The following is an 18,959-nucleotide window of genomic DNA, read 5'->3' as shown; positions in this document are numbered from 1 at the left end:
AGGCAAGATGACTGAGACAGGCGGCACCGCCGCGCCGCTGGTGCTGGGCCGTGACCGCGGCAATCCCTGGCTGCGTTATGCAGCGTTGGGCGCGGTGGCGGTGGTGATGCTGTATCCGCTGCTGTGGCTGGTCGGCGCTTCGTTCAAGAACAATGCGGAGATCTTCAGCTCGGCCGGCTTCTGGCCCAGCCGGCTGGACTTCGATGCCTACGCCAAGGGCTGGAAGACCAGCACCGAGTACACCTTTGCGACGTACTTCCTCAACAGCTTCCTGATCACCATTCCGCGCATCATCGTCACGGTGATCTCCTGTGTGATGGTGGCGTATGCCTTCGCCCGTTTCGAGTTCTGGGGCCGCAAGACGCTGTTCAGCATCATGATCGCCACGATGATGCTGCCGCTGATCGTGCTGCGTCTGCCGCAGTACCTGGTGTTCCGGGAAATTGGCTGGCTGGATTCCTATCTGCCACTGATCGTGCCGTCCGCCTTTGCCACCGACACCTTCTTTGTTTTCATGCTGGTGCAGTTCCTTCGCGGCATCCCGAGGGACATGGAAGAGGCCGCGCAGATCGACGGCTGCAATGCCTGGCAACTGCTCTGGCACATCATCGTGCCGCTGCTCAAGCCGGCCATCATTTCGGTGGTGGTGTTCCAGTTCATCTGGACGATGAACGACTTCATGGGCCCGTTGATTTACCTGGCCTCGGTGGAGAAATACCCCGTGTCGTTGGCGCTGAAGATGAGCATCGGCGCGACCGAGGAAGTGGAATGGGCCAATGTGATCGCCATTTCGGTGGTGGCCCTGATCCCATCGGTGGCGGTGTTCTTTGCAGCGCAGAAGCACTTCATTGAAGGGGCCACCTCGTCCGGCGTGAAGGGGTGAAGGGCTGACGGCCTGAAATCCGTGAAGGCATGACCGCATGACCGCATGAAGCCCGCCAGATCCCGGTGAGCGACACAACAAAGACAAAAGCATTGGAGACAGACAGGTGGCAAGACTTTCGCTGAACAAGGTCGAGAAGACCTATCCGAACGGCTTCAAGGCGGTCCACGGCGTGGACCTGGAAGTGCGGGACGGTGAATTCATGGTGTTTGTGGGGCCGTCCGGCTGCGCCAAGTCGACACTGCTGCGCATGATTGCCGGGCTGGAGAGCATCACCGCTGGCGAACTGCGCATTGGCGAGAAAACGGTCAACAGCCTGGCGCCCAAGGAGCGCGGCATTGCGATGGTGTTCCAGAACTATGCGCTCTATCCCCACATGAAGGTCTACGACAACCTGGCCTTCGGCTTGAAGCTGGCCAAGACGCCGCCGGATGAGCTGGACCGGCGGGTGCGCCACGCCGCGCGCCTGCTGGAAATGGAGCATCTGCTGGACCGTTATCCCAAGCAGCTGTCCGGCGGGCAGGCGCAGCGGGTGGCGGTAGGCCGGGCCATCGTCAAGAAGCCGGACGTCTTCCTCTTCGACGAGCCGCTCTCCAACCTGGACGCCAAGCTGCGCGCCGCCATGCGGGTGCGGCTGACCGAACTGCACCGCACCCTGCGCGAAAGCGATCAGCCGGCGACCACGGTGTATGTGACCCACGACCAGGTCGAAGCCATGACCATGGGCGAGCGCATCTGTGTGCTCAAGGACGGCGTGATTCAGCAGGTGGATACACCGACCGCGCTGTATGAGCGACCCGCCAATGCGTTTGTCGCCGGCTTCATCGGCTCGCCCGAGATGAACCTGCTGCCCGCCCGCCTGGAAGCGACCGATTCGGGGCTGACGGTGCAACTGGCGGGCACCCGGCTCCTGCTGCCAGCCGCGCGCGTTGCGACGCTGGCCGGGCTGGCCCAGCGTGCGGATGGCGCCGTGCAACTGGGCCTGCGTCCGGAGCACCTGACGCTGTCGCCGCGCGCGCAGGGCGACAGCCAACCGCTGGCCGCCCGCTTGCGCTTTACCGAGCACATGGGGTCGGAGGTCTATGTGCATGTCGACCTCGCCGACCTGGTGATGACCGCCCGCATTCCCGCCGAGCAGGCACTGCCGCTGCAAGGCCTGCAGCGCGGCGAGCCGGTGACCCTGCATGCACAGATGGCGGCCGCGCACCTGTTCGACGCCGAGACCGGCGTGAGTCTGCTCGCATGAAGGCGACCCGAAGGCAACTCCTGGGCGCAGCGGCAGGCGCAGCGGTCACCACCGGTGCAGGCCTCGCGCTCGCCCCCGCGTTCCTGAAAGCGCAGGAGCCGCGCGTGCTGCGCTTTGCCTGGTGGGGCGGGGCAGGGCGGCATGAAGCCACGCTCAAGGCCCTGGCCCTGTTTGAGCGGCGCTATGGCGTGCGGGTGAAGGCCGAATACATGGGCTTCAACGGCTATCTGGAACGGCTGACCACCCAGATCGCCGGCGGCTCCGAGCCGGACGTCATGCAGATCAATTGGGCCTGGCTGGCCATGTTCAGCAAGCGTGGCAACGGCTTCTTCGACCTCCGGCAGCACCGCGGGCTGCTGGACCTGAATCAGCTGGAGGCCGAAGACCTGGCCTATGGCGATGTCGGCGGCAAGCTCAATGCCCTGCCGGTGTCCTTCAGTGCCCGCGTGATGCTGTGGAACGAAGCGGCTTTCCAGCGCGCGGGCCTGGCGTTGCCGACGACCTGGGAGGAGCTGTTTGCCGCCGGTCCGGCGTTCCGCAAGGCGCTCGGCGAAGACGCCTATCCGCTGGACGGTGAGCTCTACGACATGATGCTGCTGTCCCAGGCCTGGGTGCAGCAGAAGCACGGCACACCGTATGTCGACCCGACACAGCCGCGCGTGGCGATGACCGATGCCGCCGCGCTGGACTGGGTGCGCATCTACCGCCGCCTGATCCAGGAGCATGTGGCGACACCTTTGCCGCTACGCGCCAGCCTGGGCGGCGCCGAGAAACCCACCGAGCAGCAGCCCGACTGGGTGAATGGCCGCTGGGCCGGCAACTACACCTGGGATTCGGTCATCGGCCTGCGCTCGTCGACGCTGGACAAGCAGCAGCGCCTGACGCTGGGCGACTTCCCCACCTTGCCGGGCGCCAAGGACAGCGGCATGTTCGGCCGGCCGACCGTGATGTATGCCGTCAGCCGCCATGCCGCCACCCGGGGACATTCGGAGGAAGCGACCCGCCTGGTCAACTTCCTGCTGACCGACCTGGAGGCGGCCTCACTGCTGGGCCGCACCCGTGGCCTGCCGTCGGCCCGCGGCCCCTTCGAGCAACTGCGCAACGGGCCGGGCGTGCCACCGCTGGAACTGGCCGCGCACGAGCAGATCCGTGAGCAGCGGCTGGCCGGCCGGCTGAGCCGTCCCGCGCCGCTGTTCGAGCATGCTCGGCTGCACAAGTTCATGCGCGAGGTCTTCGAGACCGTCGCCTACCGCAAGACCACCGACGAAGCCGCCGCGCACCGTCTGGTGACCGAGGGCCAGGCCCTGCTGCAACGCATCAAGTGAAGACACGCGCCGCCGTGTGAAGACCCGTATGAAAGCCACCGAACGTCAACTCCGCTTCGTCACCCGTCAGGACCCGGACACCGGCGCCCGCGTCACCCGCCTGACGCCGACCGACGTGACCTGCCATCGCAACTACTTCTATCAGAAGGCCTTCACGAGCGACGGCCAGCGTCTGATCTTCGGCGCTGAATTCGGTCCGGGCAGCAGCTGGAACTACCACCTGCTGGATCTGGGCAGCCAGGTCGCCACCCAGCTGACGGACCAGGCCGGGGAGAACACCTTCGGCGGTTTCCTCAGCCCGGACGACCGCCATCTGTATTTCGTTCGCGCCGAGCGGCAACTGATCCGCCTCTCGCTGGCCGACCTGAGCGAGGAAGTGGTCTACCGCGTGCCTGAAGGCTGGGTCGGCTACGGCACCTGGGTGGCCAATTCGGCCTGCACCCGCATGGTCGGCATCGAGATCGCCGCCAGCGACTGGTTTCCGCTGAGCGACTGGCAGAAGTTCCACCAGATGTTCCATGCCAAGCCCCGCTGCCGCCTGATCCGGATCGATCTGGCCACCGGCGAGCGTGAGGTCATCATGGAGAAGCAGGGCTGGCTGGGCCACCCGCAATACCGGCCCTTCGACGACCACACCGTCGCCTATTGCCACGAAGGTCCGCATGACCTGGTGGATGCCCGCATGTGGTTCATCAATGAGGATGGCACGAATATCCGCTGCGGTCGCCAGCAGGATCCCGGCGAGAGCTGCACGCATGAGTTCTGGGTGCCGGACGGATCGGCCATGATCTATGTGTCCTATCTCAAGGGGCAGCGGGATCGCTGGATCTGCTCGCTGGATCCGGTGACCCTGGAATCGCGCCGGCTGATGCGGATGCCGCCGTGCTCGCATCTGATGAGCAATCATGACGGCAGCCTGCTGATCGGCGACGGCTGCGATTCGCCGGCCGACGTGGCCGACACCAGCAGCCATCAGATCAAGACCGATCCCTACCTGCACCTGTTCGACATGAAGGCCGGCACCGAACGCCAGGTGGCACGCCACGACAGCAGCTGGCGGGTCTACAAGGGCAACCGCCAGGTGACCCATCCGCATCCGTCCTTCACGCCGGATGAACGGCAGGTGCTCTTCAGTGCCGATGCGGAAGGGGAACCGGCACTGTACCTGGCGGACCTGTGATGCGGGCGCGGCCGGAGGCGGAGGATGACGTGCAACCGAATGCTGAACCGCAGGGCTGGGCGCGGTGGCAGCATTCCACGCTGCTGCCGTTGATGCAGCCTCGTTGGTGGATGCCGGCGCTGCGGTCTGTGGTGGTGGTGATCGGCGCTTGCGGCGTCTGCGCGACTTCGGCTGGCGCTGTCGCGGGCGCAGCGGCTGGGGGAGGGTCCGGAATGACCGCGTCGGGGCCCAGGTCCAGCGCAGCGCCGGCACCGTCCGTTGCCGCTTCCGCCCCTTGGGATGCGCCGCCACCGGCAGGAACGCCCGATCCTCGCGCCACCGCACGCCCGCAGTTGAGCGATGTGGCAGCGGCCGCGTTCACGATGGATCAATACCTCGGCGACTGGCAGCCGACCGACCTGGGTGATCCGGCACGGCTCCGCCCTGATTTCATCGTGGCGGCCGACGGCAGCGGCACCCATCGCACGGTGCAGGCCGCGCTCGATGCCTTGCCGGCAGCGGGGGCAGATGCGCATCGCCACAACATTCTGATCCGGCCCGGCGTTTACCGGGAGGCTCTGTGTGTGCAGGGCAAGGCGCCGTTCCGTCTCTATGGACTGGGAGCCCCCCAGGATGTCGTGATCGTCGAGGGGCGTTATGCCGGCCTGCCGCGGCCGATGCCGCCTGCTGCCACCGCCGCCGAGCGGCAGGCCGCTTCGGAGCATGTGCGGCGCGTGGCATTGCCGGAGGGCTGCCAGGTGCCGCTCGGCGCTACGACGGTTGGCGCGGCGCGCAGCAGCGGCCCAACCACCACCGCATCGCCCGTGCCGACCTACGGCACCCCAGGCAGCGCCAGCGTCACCCTGCTGAGCGACGACGTGCAGCTCCAGCGCCTCACCATCGCCAACGACGCGATGGACAAGGTCCGGGGTGGCGAGGCTTATCCGCCCGGCGCCGGTGAAAAAGGCGGTGCCCAGGCCGTGGCGCTGCTCACCCGGGGGGACCGCCTCCAGCTGGAAGAGGTCCGTTTGCTCGGCCACCAGGACACGTTCGAGGCCGAGCGCGTCACCGGACGACCCGGTCGGGTGCTGGTGCGTCGCAGCGAGATCCGCGGCGATGTCGATTTCATCTTCGGCGGCGCCACGCTGATCATCGATGACAGCCTGATCGTCAGCCGCGCAGGGCGACGTCAGGCCGGCAACGGCGGGCACGTGATCGCGCCCAGCACGCCGCAGGACGAGCGCTTCGGCCTGCTGATCCAGCGCAGTCGCTGGCTGGCCGAGCCCGGTGTGGCGGCGGCAAGCATCAGCCTGGGACGCGCCTGGGACCGGGGCGTCACGCCCGGCACCTGGGTGCCCGGCGCCGCCGTGCCCAATGGTCAGGCGGTGCTAAGGGACAACCTGCTGGGCCCGCACCTCACCGGCTGGGCATCGTCGACCTCGCGTCGCCCCTTCAGCACCGAAGGCAGCGCAGCCAACCGCATGGCCGAATATCGCAACCAAGCCTTGCCGCTCGCTGCCTTCGAGCGCCTGCCGGACGGCGACGGTTGGGCGTCCATCGACGGAGGCACACACGGCGGCGCTCAGGCGCCGCTCGAGGCGATCCGCTGGGTGCAGACCCGCGCCGACCTGAATGCCGCACTGGCATTGGGCGACACGCCGAAGATCCTGGCCATCGCTGGTCGCATCGACCTCGCTGCCAACGCCAGCGGTCAGCGCCTGGACATCGACGCCTTCCGGGATCCGGCCTTCGACCTGACCGCATTTGCCAAGGCCTACGACCCCGCCACCTGGGGACGCAAGGCGCCCGAAGGACCGCTGGAAGAGGCCCGCCGCCGATCAGCCCGCAACCAGGCGGCGCAGGTCCTGGTGCGCATCCCGTCCAACACCACCGTCATCGGCATCACCCCCGATGCCGGATTTGACGGTGGCTCGCTGATGCTGGAGCGGGTGCGGCAGGTCATCCTGCGCAACCTGCGTTTTTCCGATGCCTACGACTATTTCCCGGCCTGGGACCCGATGGACAACGGGCACGGCGAATGGAACTCCGAATACGACACCGTGTCCCTGCGCGAGGCGGATCAGGTGTGGGTGGACCACTGCAGCTTCGACGACGGCCAGCGGCCGGACCGGGACGAACCCGCGGTGCTGGGCCGGCCGCTGCAGCGTCACGACGGGTTGCTGGACATCACCCGCCAGTCGGACCGCGTCACCGTCTCGTGGAATGTCTTCCGCCAGCACGACAAGACGATGCTGATCGGCGGCAGCGACAACCACAAGGAAGACCGCGGCCGCCTGCGGGTGACCTTGCACCACAACCTCTGGGAAGCGGTGAAGGAGCGAACGCCCCGGGTGCGGTACGGGCAGGTGCATGTGGCCAACAACCTGTATGGGGTGAAGGCCGACCAGCCCGAGGGCTACACCTATTCGCTGGGCGTGGGCTTCGAGTCCCGTCTGCTGAGCGAGCACAACGCCTGGGAATTGCCCGCCATGGTGCCGCCCACGCAGGTGGTGCGTTTCCTCAAGGGTCAGCGCTTTGAGGACCATGGATCGATCATCAACGGCGCCCCCGTGGACTTTTCGCGCCTGTTGACGCCCGCCGCCCCCGCCGGTGCCTCTGCCTCAACACCCAGCACCGCATCGGCACCGCCTCGAGGGCCTGTGCCGGTGGACTGGACGCCCCCGTACGCGTGGCGCCCGGACCCCGCCTCTGAAGTGGCCTCCCGCGTTCGCCAGGGTGCGGGCGCGGGGCGGCTGTGGTGAAATCCCCTCTTTGACCAGACACACCGCGCATGGACGACGATCTGAACGATGGCAAACAGCAGCCCGAGTCGGTGGCGGCCGTACTCAAGGTCTTTGCCATCCTGCAAGCCTTGTCCGAGCGCAGCGACACCGGCATCTCCGAGCTGTCGGTGCGGCTGGCCATGCCCAAGGCCACCGTCTACCGCTTCCTGCAGACGATGAAGACGCTGGGGTATGTGCGCCAGGAGTCCGACAGCGAACGTTATGGCCTGGCGATGAAGACCTTCGAGCTGGGAGCCAAGGCGCTGCAGTATCCCGACCTGGTGGACCTGGCCAAGCACCACATGCAGATGCTGGCGGATGCCACCGGGGAAACGGTCCACCTGGGCACGCTGATCGACAGCGAGATCATCTATGTGCACAAGGTCGATTCGCGTCACATGCTCGGCATGTATTCGCGGGTGGGCCGCCGCGCGCCGCTGCATTGCACCGCCATCGGCAAGGTGCTGATGGCCTGGGAACATCCGGACCGTCGCCAGCGGGTGCTGGCTGGCGCCGAGTTCAAACGCTTCCGCGACAAGACGATCACCAACCTGGACGACTTCCAGGTGGAACTGGACCGGGTGAAGGCCCAGGGCTTCGGCGAGGATCGCGAGGAATTCGACGACCACATCCGCTGCCTGGGGGTGCCGATCTTCGACCGCCTGGGCCAGCCCATCGCCGGCATGAGCGTCAGTTTCCCCACCTTCCGTTATGACGACGAGAAGGCGCCGGAAGTGGTGCGCATGCTGCAGGACGCCAGCCGAGACATCTCTTCGCGGCTGGGATGCGTGCGCTTCCCGCTCGACGAAGAGAAGTGAGCCGCCAGGGGCGCTGGCGGGCGGCGTCGCCGGAAGTCGTCAGCCTGAGTCATCCGAGGGGCTGATCAGCCCTCGGCCTGAATCCCCGTGATAGTCAGGCGGGCGGTGCGCCAGTGCCCGGTGCAGCAGTGCCAGGTGCAGCAGCACTGCCGGGCGTGACGGTGCCCACCGCCTTGAGCGCCGACAGCGCGCGCGCATGCGCTTCGACCAGCTCGGGAGAGCCGTCGAAGTGGCTGAGATAACGAACCATGAAGGGCAGGGCGCTGTCGCGGTCCAGGGCCAGCAGGTCGCGGGCGCGCTGCGCCACCGGCAGCGGCGTCAGGTCTGCATCGCCCTGGCCATCGAGGGCTTCGTCCAGCATGACGATCAGGCGGCTGAGCGGATCGAGCCAGCGCATGTCCTCCGAATACGCCATCACCTGCAGGAAGTCGCCCGCGCCCATCGGGCCGTTGCGCTTTTCGTAGTCGCGGCGTTCCAGTGCGACCAGGGTGCGATGAAGGTCCAGCAGGGAGGTGCGAAGGTGCTTGCAGGTGTCGAATGGCATGGTGGGACTTCGTGACGGGCGGAAGTCGGCAGCGTAGCGCGTCGCCGCCGACCTGGGCTGAACGCACAGGCGCTCCTCTCCCACATGGGGGAGGCGGATCGGATAGGAACCACGCGGCTGGCGCCGATCCCCGGCCGCTCGCAGGGACGCTCACGCGGCGGCAGCATCGCTCAGCAAGTGGCCGACGAAGGCCTGCAAGGCTGCGGTCGGTTGCTTGTCCCGATGCACGACCAGGTGGCACTGCCGCAGCAAGCGGGGCAGCGCCGTGACCAGTTTGCACAGCCGACCGGCATCCAGCGCCTCCTGCACCGCCCAGGTGGAGAGGCATCCCACGCCGAGTCCTTCCGCTGCGGCGTGTTTGATCGCTTCGGAGCTGCCCAGTTCGATACAGCGCCGGTAGGTGTTCAGGTGGGGCAACAAGGCCTGGTCGGTGGACTCGCGCGTTCCTGAACCGGGCTCCCGCAGCAGCCAGACTTCCTCCCGCAGGTCCCGCAGGGGGATGCGTTCTCCCGCCGCACTGCGACGCGCCAATGGACTGTCCGAAGCCGCCACCACCACCATGTCGTCCTTCAACCAGGGCGTGACAGCCAGCGACGATTGATGACTCGGGCCTTCAATCAGGCCGACATCCAGGTCGAAGGCCGCCACGGCATCACAAATGGCCGCCGTGTTGCCAATGACGACGCGGGACCGCCACGCACCGGCCGCCCGCGGCGGCTGTGGACGCAGAAACCGCGCCAGCAGCCCGGGCAGTACATAGTTGCCCAGCGTCGTGCTGGCGCCGATGCGCAAGGACTGCAATTGGTCTCCGGCCTCCTGCGCCATTTGTTCGATGCCGGCCGCGGCATCCAGCATCGCCAGCGCGCGGGGCAACAGGGCGCGGCCGTTGTCATTCAGCAGCAGGCGTTTGCCGGAGCGGTCGAACAGACGCAGGGACAGCATGCGCTCCAGCTCGTTGACCGCAGAGCTGGTGGCCGACTGGGACAGCGCAATGGCTTCGCTGGCTGCCGTCGTGCTGCCCGTGTTGGCGACGGCGACGAAGATCTGCAGTTGTCGGAGAGTGAGTCGAAGGACATCCATGACAGGAGCGCCACCGCGGGACCCAGGAGCCGGGCGTCGACGGTGGCTATATATCGATCAGATAGATCGATATTACATAAATAACCCGTTGGACCGGCAAAAGCACGGTCCCTACAGTGCGGCCTCAGGGCGACCGATGGCGGTGGCCCGTGATGCTCGCAGTTCCGACAAGGCTGCGGCGCGGTGATCCTGGTGGTTCCATGTCCTCTTCAGTTTCTTTCCCCCGTCCACTGGAATGGTGGTCCTGGCAGCGCTGGCGCCCGGTGGTGCCCGGTGCGCTGCTCTGCCTCGCACTGGCGTCGCTGACGCTGATGCTGTCCCGTCTGCCCTGGCTGCAGGCCCACGGGGTCAGTGCGCTGACGCTCGCCATCGTGCTGGGCATGGCCGTGGGGCACAGCGGTTATGGGCGCGTGGCGGGGCTGGCCGAGCGGGGGGTGCAGTTCAGCCGCCAGACGCTGCTGCGCCTGGGCATCGTCCTGTACGGACTGAAGCTGACGGTGCAGGACATCGGGCAGATGGGTATGGCCGGCGTGGTCACCGATGCCCTGGTGCTGACGTCGACCTTGCTGTTGGGGGCCTGGGCGGGCCGGCGGTGGTTCGGGCTGGAACGGAATCAGGCAGTGCTGATCGGCGCGGGCAGCGCCATCTGCGGGGCTGCAGCGGTGATGGCGGCAGCGCCGGTGCTCAAGGCGAAGCAGTCCCAGGTGGCGCCGGCCATCGCCACGGTGGTGCTGTTCGGCACGCTGGCGATGTTCGTGTATCCCTGGCTCTATCACTGGAACCTGTCGCTCGGCTGGATTCCGGGCGGGGACCGGGGCTTCGGTCTCTACACCGGCGCCACGGTGCACGAAGTGGCGCAGGTGGTGGTGGCCGGGCGCGGCATGAGCCCGGAGGCGGCCGATGCGGCCGTCATGGCGAAGATGGTGCGGGTGATGATGCTGGCGCCGTGCCTGCTGGGCCTGAGCGCGTGGATGGCCCGGCGGGAGGCGGGGGCGCGAGCCCGCGACCGCGACCATGACAGCGACCGAGCGCTGCGGCGCCCCCGCGCGTCCGGCACGCCCGCAGCCCCGCGTCGCGGCGCCATCACCATCCCCTGGTTCGCCTTCGCCTTCATCGGCATGGTGCTGCTCAACTCCTGGTGGACGCTGCCGACTGCGCTATCCGCGGAGCTGGCCGACTTCGATCTGCTGCTGCTCGCCATGGCGATGGTGGCGCTGGGTCTGGGCACGCAATGGAGCGCCATCCAGCGCTCCGGGGCTCAGCCGCTCTGGCTGGCCTTGCTGCTGGCGGCGTGGCTGGTGCTGGGAGGCGGCGCCATCCACGTGGGGGTGGCGCACCTCGCGCATCTGTGGGCATGATCGTGCTGCGTGCGGGCGACTTCAGCGCGGCAGGCATGCCGCGGCGGCACCGAGCAGACTGGGGAGTGTCTGGCCGGTCCGATCTTCCACGAATCGGCCCCACTCCCGAAGGATGTCCTGACAGTCCGATCCGTTGGGGTCCCCCCACCACAGGGTGAGGCAGGTCGCACTGCCAATCCTGTCCGCCTGGGCCGCACGGATGGCAAAGGCGACCGGTCCGTCCTCGGGCGTGGACAGGATGAAAGCGCCGCTGAGCCCGGGAGGAAACCGGGCGCGTGACAACGGCAACACATGTTCCATCAGCGGCAGGCCCTCTTCGCGTGCCGGTATCAGGACCTTGCGACGGTAGGCGGCGTCTTCTTCCGGGGTGCCTTGACCATCGCAGCAAAAGACCAGATGCAGCGGGTCGCCGCGATGGAAGCGTGCCTGCAGGGCGTCCGCCCGCACCCGCTGGGCCTCGGGACGATGGGCGTCCCCGATGGTCCGCAGTGGGGTGGCGCGTTCCGGTGTCACGATGACCTCCGTGCCTCGCAGCGTGGTCTCCATGGCCCATTGAATGCCGGCCACTGCCTGCTTTCGGAGGTCCTCACCTTCCGGTACCTGGACGCGATGGTCGGTGGCCAGGCTGGAGAGCATCGCCAATGCCGCAGTTTGGGTGGACGGGGAGAGGTGCCGGGCAGACACCAGTGTGCGTCGGCATGCCGCCATCGGATCGCCGCGAAGCCCCCCGACCGCATCAACGCTGCGAAGTCTGTCCAATGGCTGCGCGGCAAGGTCTTGCGCGGGGCCGCTGGCAGCGTCATCCGGTACCAGGGCGTGGGCACCGGTGGAAGAAGAAAGGGCGGAGGGGGTCCACATGGGCGGACGCGAACGCTGCAAGGGCGCCGCGGGAATGAACGATGCGGATCAGTGGTGCAAGCCGCGGGTTCAGTGCGGGGTCAGGCCGGTCAGTGTGTCAGCCGCCAGCGCGCCCGCAGGTCGTCCATCACCGGCACCAGCGCCAGGGTGGCCAGCACCACGGCCAGCGGGACGGTCGATACATAGCCCAGCCGCTGAAACCCGAACGCCCCCGCGACGCCACCGCCCAGGAAACACAGCAACAGCCCGCCCAGCATGCGCAGGCGGTCCGCATTGGCGCGGACGGGCGGCAGCTCGCCGCCCGCACGGTTGATATAGACCATCTTGCCCAGTTCGATGCCCATGTCGGTGACGATGCCCGTCATGTGGGTGGTGCGGATGACGGCACTGGACACCTTGGTGATGACCGCATTCTGCAGACCCATGATGAAACAGAGCAGCACAACGGTCATTGGCACAAACAGCGCCTCGTGATGCGCCAGTTGGGCGCCCATCAGCCCGAACACCAGGATCAGCACCGCCTCCAGCAGGAGCGCCGTGGCGTATTCGCTGCGAAGGCGCCGCCGGCGAGCCCAGTTCACCAGCACCGCGCAGGTCATGGCACCCATGAGAAACGAAAGCACCCCGGCAATGGCGTCCGCCACCAGCGCCCAGTCGCCGAGGACCAGGTTGTCAGCCACCGATGACACCGCCCCGGTCACGTGGGAGGTGTATTGCCGCACCGCCAGGAAGCCGCCCGCATTCAGGGCGCCGGCGACGGTCGCCAGCAGCAGCCCCAGGTGCCGATCGGCGCGCTGGGAGCGATCAGGTCCAGTCAATTGGCGGGCGAAGGCGACGGGCATGGTGGGTGGGAGGATAACGCCCAGATTTGGAGAAGAAAATGTCTACTAAAGTAGAAGATGGCGCTCTTATTCTGCTTTAGTAGACAAGAACTCCGCCTCGGAACGCCTAATAGAGTAGAATTACTTACGATTGTTCTACTACGTTAGACATGAACAGCATCCCTGAGATCTCCGCCGCACTGCGCAGCCAGCTGCAGCAAAGTGGCCGCACCGGCCAGTCTTTGCGTGAGGCAGCGGGCCTGTCGCGTCAAACGTTTGCCAACGTCATGGGCGGGGAGAACGATTTCAAGCTCAGCACCCTGCTGGCGCTGGCCGACCGTCTGGGGCTGGAGCTGCTCCTGCTGCCCAAGGGCGCCGCCCGTGGCCTGGCGCCGGAGGACGAGGGAGGACCGGTCGTGGAAACGCTGGTCGACCTCGCCCGCCAACGCGCCGCCGGGCAGACGCCGGAAGGGGAGGCGTCATGAACGTCAAGGGACTGGCCCTGCTGCTGGGAGAGCGTCGCATCGGGGTGCTGTTCCAGTACCCGCTCTCCCACGACCACACCGTCCACCGCTTCGTGGCGGATGAGGACTTCCTCAACGACCCGGCGCAACCCATCCTGTCGCTGTCCTTCCGCGCCCGTCAGCCCCAGGCACAAGCCGCATTCTGGAAGGCCATCACCGCGCCGCCGCTGAACGGCAGCCTCTCCAAGGATCCACAGCGAGGCTGGCTGCTGCCGGCCTTCTTTCAGAACCTGCTGCCGGAAGGGCCGCTCCGCACCCGTATCGCCGACATGCGCGGCTGCAGCCCCAACGATCATTTCGAACTGCTGGCGGCCACCGGCAAGGACCTGCCGGGCGATGTGCACGCCATGCCTGCGGCGCTCGATCGGGGCGACCTGGAACGGCTGATCACCCAGAACAATGATGCGCTTGAGATGTCGGTGGTGGCGGCACCGATGGACGACGCGATCTCGGTCTCCGGCGTCCAGGCCAAACTGGCGGTCCTGCGCGACCAGGGCGGCCGCTTCGTGGCCCGCACCAAGCTGGCGGACGATACCGGCGCGCGGCATGTCATTGCCAAGCTGCCGGTGGCGGAGTATCCCTTCCTGCCAGAACTGGAAGCGCTGTCCCTGCAACTGGCACGGTCCGCCGGCGTGCAGGTGGTGGAGGCCGAACTGGCGCCGCTGGACCTGCTGGCCGCCGAGCATCATTACGAACTGGGGGACGTCAACGGTCGCACCCGCTTCCTGGCGGTCTATCGCTACGACCGGGACGCGGACACGCCCACCCGGCGCATCCATTGCGAAGATTTTGCGCAGATCCTGGGTGTGCAGCCGGAAGACAAATACACGCAGGATTACCTCACCATCGCCGCCGTCATGATGACGGTGCCGAGCCTCGGTGAAGCGGCGGTGCATGAACTGCTGCGGCGAATCCTGGTCAGTGACCTGATGGGCAATCCGGACATGCATCTGAAGAACATCGGCCTGCGCTATACCGACCCACGCGCACCCGACCTGCCGCCCGCCTACGACCTGGTGGCCTATGCGGCCTATCCCATCGGCATCCACGGGCGGGCGCTGTCACTGATGCCTGCGCCATCTCCATCACAAGCGGCTTCATGGCCGGCGGCCTCGTCGTCCAAGGCGGCGGCCCGCCGTCCGGCGGACCGCAAGTCCCCGTTGCACCCGGTGGTGGTCCGTGATTTCTGTGCCCGGCTGGGACTGCCGGAAAAGCCCGCCTGGACGGCGTTGCGCCGCTGCGCCCAGCGCGCCTTCGACACCTGGCCGGCGCTGATCCGTGACGCTGAAATCACCGACCGCATGAAGGAACGGCTGCTCGCGCGGCTGGACAGCTACACCCCGGCGGCCAAGGCCGCGCGCGTCTGACCCCCCACACGCCGGTCAAACACCTACACCGCAAGGGTGGGATGACTGTCATCAGGCCGCGGGCACCCGCCATCGGCAAAGCCGTCGGCACCGCGCATCATCACGTCCAACAGGGAGTGACAAGATGAGAGTTGTCCTGGTGGAAGATTGCAGCCGCCTGCGCCGCCTGATGGTGGACCGCCTCCAGACGGAGGGCCACATCACCGTGGTCGGCCAGACCGACAGTGAAAGCGCCGCGGTGGCGATGGTGGCGCTGAATCATCCGGATGTCGTGCTGGTGGACCTGACCTTGTCCGCCGGCAGCGGCCTGGGCGTCATCTCCCGCATCCGTGCCGACGGTTTTCGGGGCAAGCTGTTTGTGCTGAGTGCCGAGAACAGCCAGATCTTCGGGCCGCAGGTGGTGCACCGCGGTGCAGACGGCTTCTACGACAAGTCCTTCGAGTTCGAGGAACTCGTCAGCGATCTGAACGGTCTGCTGCACAGCGGCTGGATGGCGGCCGCCTGAGCGTCATAATCAACCGCACCTGTCCTTCCTGGAGAAGTTGATGCGTGTGCGGTTGCTGCTGGCAGGGCTGACCCTGTCCTTCGTCCCCCTGGCTCCCTTCGCCCCCTTCAGCGCCACCGCGCTGGCGGCTTCGGTCGCCCCGGCGGCCGCCGAGAACGGCATGGTGGTCACGGCCCAGCATCTGGCCAGCCAGGTCGGCGTGCAGGTGCTGGAGCGCGGCGGCAATGCGGTCGATGCGGCCGTGGCAGTCGGTTATGCCCTGGCCGTGGTGTACCCCGCCGCCGGCAATCTGGGCGGCGGCGGCTTCATGACGGTCCAGCTGGCCGATGGCCGCAAGACCTTTCTCGACTTCCGCGAGAAAGCCCCGCTGGCTGCCACCGCCAACATGTATCTGGACCGCAGCGGCAATGTGGTTCCGGGCCTGAGCACCCACGGGCATCTGGCGGTGGGGGTCCCCGGCACCGTGTCCGGACTTGAATATGCCCGTGCCAAATACGGCTCGATGAAGCGGGAGGCGTTGATCGCGCCGGCGATTCGGCTGGCGGAGAAGGGTTTCGTCCTGGACCAGGGCGACATCGACATGCTGCACACCGCAACCGCCGATTTCCGCAAGGATCCGGCCTCGGGGACGATCTTCCTGCGCCGCACCGGTGAGCCCTTTCAGGTCGGCGACACGCTGGTGCAGAAAGACCTGGCCCGCACCTTGAAGGCCATCAGCAGCAAGGGCACCGCCGGCTTCTACCAAGGCAGCGTGGGTGCGGCCCTGGCGAAATCCAGCAAGAGCGGCGGCGGCATCCTCACCCAGGCCGATCTCGACCAATACAGCACCCGGGAGCTGGCCCCGGTGGAATGCGATTACCGCGGCTATCACGTGGTCTCCGCGCCGCCGCCCAGCAGCGGGGGCGTGATCATTTGCGAGATGCTCAACATTCTCGAGGGCTATCCGCTCAAGGACCTGGGCTGGCGCTCCGCGCAATCGGTGCACTATCAGATCGAAGCGATGCGGCATGCCTATGCCGACCGCAACAGTTATCTCGGCGATCCGGACTTCGTGAAGAACCCCGTGGCCCGCCTGACCGACAAGGCCTATGCCGCCCGCATCCGCGCGGTGATCAATCCCGACAGGGCGGGCGTATCGCAGGACATCAAGCCGGGCGTCGAGCCGCATGAGGGCAGCAACACCACCCACTACTCGATCGCCGACCGCTGGGGCAATGCCGTCTCGGTCACCTACACCCTGAACGACTGGTTCGGTGCGAAGGTGACGGCCGCCGGCACCGGCGTGCTGCTGAACAATGAGATGGACGACTTCACCGCCAAGCCGGGGGTGCCCAACATGTACGGACTGGTGCAGGGGGAAGCGAATGCCATCGCCCCCGGCAAGCGTCCGCTGTCGTCGATGAGCCCGACCATCGTGACCCAGAACGGCCAGCCAGTGATGGTGGTCGGCACGCCGGGCGGCAGCCGCATCATCACCGCGGTGCTGCACACGATGCTCAATGTCATCGACTACGGCATGACGGTGCAGGAAGCGGTCGACGCGCCGCGCTTCCATCAACAATGGCTGCCGGGCGTCACCCAGGTCGAGCCGTTTGCGCTGTCGCCGGATACCCAGGCGCTGCTCGTGGCGAAGGGCCAGAAGCTGGGACCGCCGCAGCCCGCCAACCATGTGGCCGCGATCCTGATCGGCGCGCCGTCCCTGGGCGGCACGCCCGTGGGCAAGAACCGTTTCTATGGCGCGAATGACCCGCGCCGCAATACGGGGCTGGCGCTGGGATACTGAGCCGCGTCCGCCAGACTCACCTGCTGCCGCCAGGCCAGGTCCAGGTTGCCGTGGCTCGCGGCGAGTCGCCCGCCGAAGAAGGTCGACGGGCACATGCCATAACAACGCTGCCAGACCTTGGCCAGATGGGCGGAATCGGCAAAGCCGCATAGCTGGGCGATGTCGGTCAGCGGTCGGCGGCTGCCGAGGAACATCGCGGCGCGGCGGATCTTCTCCGCCAATGCGTACTGCCGCACCGTGAGCCCCAGCGCCGACACAAACAGCTGCGAGGCCCGCCGCGCCGGCAGTCCAACCCGGCGTCCCAGCACGCCGAGATCGGAAGCAGGGTCCATCCGCACGGCGGCCATCATCTGCAGCACCGGCGCCGACACCGGCATTTCCGGTCCGATGCTGTCCGCCACATCGGCCACATGCAGGCATACGGCGGCGCGCAGTTGCGATCCGCTCAGACGCTGATCGGCGAATCCCTGCACACAGCTGAGCAGACCTGCAAATCGCGCGGTGTCCAGCACCGTGACGGAAGCGTCCGGCGCCTGGCAGCTGAAGGTGTTGTAGCGCGGGTGGGACGGCTCCAGATCAATCAGCGCGACCGGCGCCGGTCCCGACGCCACCGCCCGCTTCAGGAAGGGCCGGATGGCCAGCAGGTGCCCCTGCCAGGACCGGCCTTCGGCGGCGATGGTGATCGGTTCCGGACCGAGGGCGCAGGCCAGGGTGACGGAATGGCGGCACACGTCCGCCTGAATGTTGGGGCCGGCATAGATGAAGCTGTCTCCCAGCAGCCCCAGGCGGGGCGTCGCCAATGTCTTGTGCATCGTGGCGGCATGCTCCGGCACGCCGCCACCCCCGTCAAGACGGAACCCTGTTGCCCGCGGTGTCATCAAAGCACCGCGGGCAGGGTCGATCCGATCAATACGGGCAGTTCTGGCTGTAACGTTCGAACACCAGCGCGGAGTTGTACGCGTCATGCTCGGCGCCGCACAGGAAGGTGGAGTACCGCGTATCGCCATCGACGAAACGCTTCATCCAGGTCACGCCATAACGGCCAATGGGCGTGTTGGTGGTGTTGGGCGTGAAGTGCGTGGCGAAGTTCAGCTCGGCGTAGGCCTTCGACACACTGCTGGAGAGGCTCGCATAGAACGGCCGGGCATGCACCGCGGCCGGCGCCACCGTGTCGCCATCGGCGCCCACAATCAGCGTGGGCACCCGCACATCGCTGAAGTTGGTGGTCAGGTTCCAGGGCGTCAGCGGCAGGGAGGCCTTCAGGCTGGGATTGTTCTCCGCGGCGATCAAGGCGCCGCCGCCACCCATTGAATGCCCGGCCACCGCACGCCGGTTCGGATCCACACGGCTGCGCACCGTGCTGCTGGCGCTGTTGATCACATGGTTGAGCGCGGCCATCAGCTGGGTGGCCCGGCTGGCGGGCTGGTCCAGCGTGGTGAGCGTGTTGATCGTGACCACCACAAAGCCATGCGTGGCCAGGCGTCGGCCCAGCCAGGCAATGCTGGACTGGGTGGCAGTGAAGCCGGGGCTCATCGCCACCACGCCGTATTGCCCCGCCGTGGTGGGGTAGTAGATGGTGCCGCCGCCAAAGCCGACCGGCGCCACCACCGTCGCGGTGCTGACGGCGAAGGGGCCGGCAGTGGCATTGAGGCTGGTGGACGTGGGGTCCGGCCCGGTCTGCTGGGCCAGGGCCGGCGTGGCGACGGTCAAGGCCGCAGCGAAGACGGCCGCAAGGGTGCAGACGGATGCAGCGGTGGCACGTGCCTGACGGCGCAGGCTCGAGGTGAGGGTCATGATGTCTCCCTGAGAGGTCACGTTGGACAACGCCGCGAGCAACAGGCTTGGCCAGGGTCGCCCGGTGGACGCCTGACCCCGATGCGCTGCGGCGGATCCAGTCTAGGAATC

The 18,959-nt window shown here is 67.2% G+C and carries 17 protein-coding genes; 11 read left to right on the top strand and 6 right to left on the bottom strand.

Going from position 1 to position 18,959, the window contains the following annotated elements; translation table 11 throughout:
* The first annotated feature begins 7 nt into the window (after positions 1-7).
* From FHS28_RS02785 to kdgR, 6 genes are all read left to right on the top strand, one after another.
* On the top strand, positions 8-883 hold the full coding sequence (locus tag FHS28_RS02785) for a carbohydrate ABC transporter permease (RefSeq protein WP_088449730.1): 876 nt from the start codon (positions 8-10) through the stop codon (positions 881-883).
* 106 nt (positions 884-989) lie between these two features.
* Positions 990-2,129, top strand: coding sequence for an ABC transporter ATP-binding protein (locus FHS28_RS02780; RefSeq protein WP_088449193.1), 1,140 nt, complete (start codon positions 990-992; stop codon positions 2,127-2,129).
* A complete protein-coding gene (locus tag FHS28_RS02775; protein ID WP_088449194.1) occupies positions 2,126-3,454 on the top strand; it encodes an ABC transporter substrate-binding protein in 1,329 nt (442 codons plus the stop codon). The genes FHS28_RS02780 and FHS28_RS02775 overlap by 4 nt, the downstream gene beginning before the upstream one ends.
* 28 nt (positions 3,455-3,482) lie before the next feature.
* The gene (locus FHS28_RS02770) at positions 3,483-4,634 is read left to right on the top strand and encodes an oligogalacturonate lyase family protein (protein WP_088449195.1); all 1,152 of its coding nucleotides are present in this window, start codon (positions 3,483-3,485) and stop codon (positions 4,632-4,634) included.
* Positions 4,635-4,996: 362 nt separating this feature from the next.
* Positions 4,997-7,375 carry a pectinesterase family protein gene (locus tag FHS28_RS02765; RefSeq protein WP_184294058.1) on the top strand — a complete coding sequence of 793 codons (2,379 nt, stop codon included), beginning with the start codon at positions 4,997-4,999 and terminating at the stop codon, positions 7,373-7,375.
* A gap of 29 nt (positions 7,376-7,404) precedes the next feature.
* Positions 7,405-8,214, top strand: coding sequence for a DNA-binding transcriptional regulator KdgR (gene kdgR, locus FHS28_RS02760; RefSeq protein WP_088449197.1), 810 nt, complete (start codon positions 7,405-7,407; stop codon positions 8,212-8,214).
* Positions 8,215-8,308: 94 nt separating this feature from the next.
* Here the strand turns inward: kdgR and FHS28_RS02755 are convergent, their stop codons facing one another.
* The gene (locus FHS28_RS02755; protein ID WP_184294056.1) at positions 8,309-8,758 is read right to left on the bottom strand and encodes a hypothetical protein; all 450 of its coding nucleotides are present in this window, start codon (positions 8,756-8,758) and stop codon (positions 8,309-8,311) included.
* A 150-nt stretch (positions 8,759-8,908) separates the two neighbouring features.
* Positions 8,909-9,838: a LysR family transcriptional regulator gene (locus tag FHS28_RS02750; protein WP_088449198.1), complete on the bottom strand. Its 930-nt coding sequence runs from the start codon at positions 9,836-9,838 to the stop codon at positions 8,909-8,911.
* 200 nt (positions 9,839-10,038) lie between these two features.
* Here FHS28_RS02750 and FHS28_RS02745 point away from each other — a divergent pair, with 200 nt between their 5' ends.
* Positions 10,039-11,196 (top strand): YeiH family protein, encoded by a 1,158-nt coding sequence (locus tag FHS28_RS02745; protein ID WP_088449199.1) that lies wholly within the window; start codon positions 10,039-10,041, stop codon positions 11,194-11,196.
* A 21-nt stretch (positions 11,197-11,217) separates the two neighbouring features.
* Here the strand turns inward: FHS28_RS02745 and FHS28_RS02740 are convergent, their stop codons facing one another.
* Positions 11,218-12,054, bottom strand: a complete 837-nt coding sequence (locus FHS28_RS02740; RefSeq protein ID WP_184294054.1) for a hypothetical protein — start codon at positions 12,052-12,054, stop codon at positions 11,218-11,220.
* Between the two features lie 89 nt (positions 12,055-12,143).
* Positions 12,144-12,896 (bottom strand): YoaK family protein, encoded by a 753-nt coding sequence (locus tag FHS28_RS02735; RefSeq protein ID WP_088449201.1) that lies wholly within the window; start codon positions 12,894-12,896, stop codon positions 12,144-12,146.
* Between the two features lie 149 nt (positions 12,897-13,045).
* Between FHS28_RS02735 and FHS28_RS02730 the strand changes: the two genes are divergently transcribed.
* From FHS28_RS02730 to ggt, 4 genes are all read left to right on the top strand, one after another.
* Positions 13,046-13,360 (top strand): hypothetical protein, encoded by a 315-nt coding sequence (locus FHS28_RS02730; RefSeq protein ID WP_088449202.1) that lies wholly within the window; start codon positions 13,046-13,048, stop codon positions 13,358-13,360.
* The gene (locus tag FHS28_RS02725; protein ID WP_088449203.1) at positions 13,357-14,766 is read left to right on the top strand and encodes a type II toxin-antitoxin system HipA family toxin; all 1,410 of its coding nucleotides are present in this window, start codon (positions 13,357-13,359) and stop codon (positions 14,764-14,766) included. Before FHS28_RS02730 ends, FHS28_RS02725 begins: the two co-directional genes overlap by 4 nt.
* A gap of 124 nt (positions 14,767-14,890) precedes the next feature.
* Positions 14,891-15,271 carry a response regulator gene (locus FHS28_RS02720; RefSeq protein ID WP_088449204.1) on the top strand — a complete coding sequence of 127 codons (381 nt, stop codon included), beginning with the start codon at positions 14,891-14,893 and terminating at the stop codon, positions 15,269-15,271.
* Positions 15,272-15,311: 40 nt separating this feature from the next.
* On the top strand, positions 15,312-17,054 hold the full coding sequence (gene ggt, locus FHS28_RS02715; protein WP_088449205.1) for a gamma-glutamyltransferase: 1,743 nt from the start codon (positions 15,312-15,314) through the stop codon (positions 17,052-17,054).
* Here the strand turns inward: ggt and FHS28_RS02710 are convergent.
* Together FHS28_RS02710 and FHS28_RS02705 are read right to left on the bottom strand one after the other, a co-directional pair.
* Positions 17,003-17,866 carry a helix-turn-helix transcriptional regulator gene (locus FHS28_RS02710; RefSeq protein WP_184294051.1) on the bottom strand — a complete coding sequence of 288 codons (864 nt, stop codon included), beginning with the start codon at positions 17,864-17,866 and terminating at the stop codon, positions 17,003-17,005. The genes ggt and FHS28_RS02710 overlap by 52 nt on opposite strands.
* A 94-nt stretch (positions 17,867-17,960) precedes the next feature.
* Positions 17,961-18,848 carry an alpha/beta hydrolase family protein gene (locus tag FHS28_RS02705; protein ID WP_088449207.1) on the bottom strand — a complete coding sequence of 296 codons (888 nt, stop codon included), beginning with the start codon at positions 18,846-18,848 and terminating at the stop codon, positions 17,961-17,963.
* Positions 18,849-18,959: the final 111 nt, after the last annotated feature.

The organism is Roseateles terrae, from assembly GCF_014192155.1.
GTDB lineage: Bacteria > Pseudomonadota > Gammaproteobacteria > Burkholderiales > Burkholderiaceae_C > Roseateles > Roseateles terrae.
This window is presented reverse-complemented; position numbering and strand designations above follow the sequence as displayed.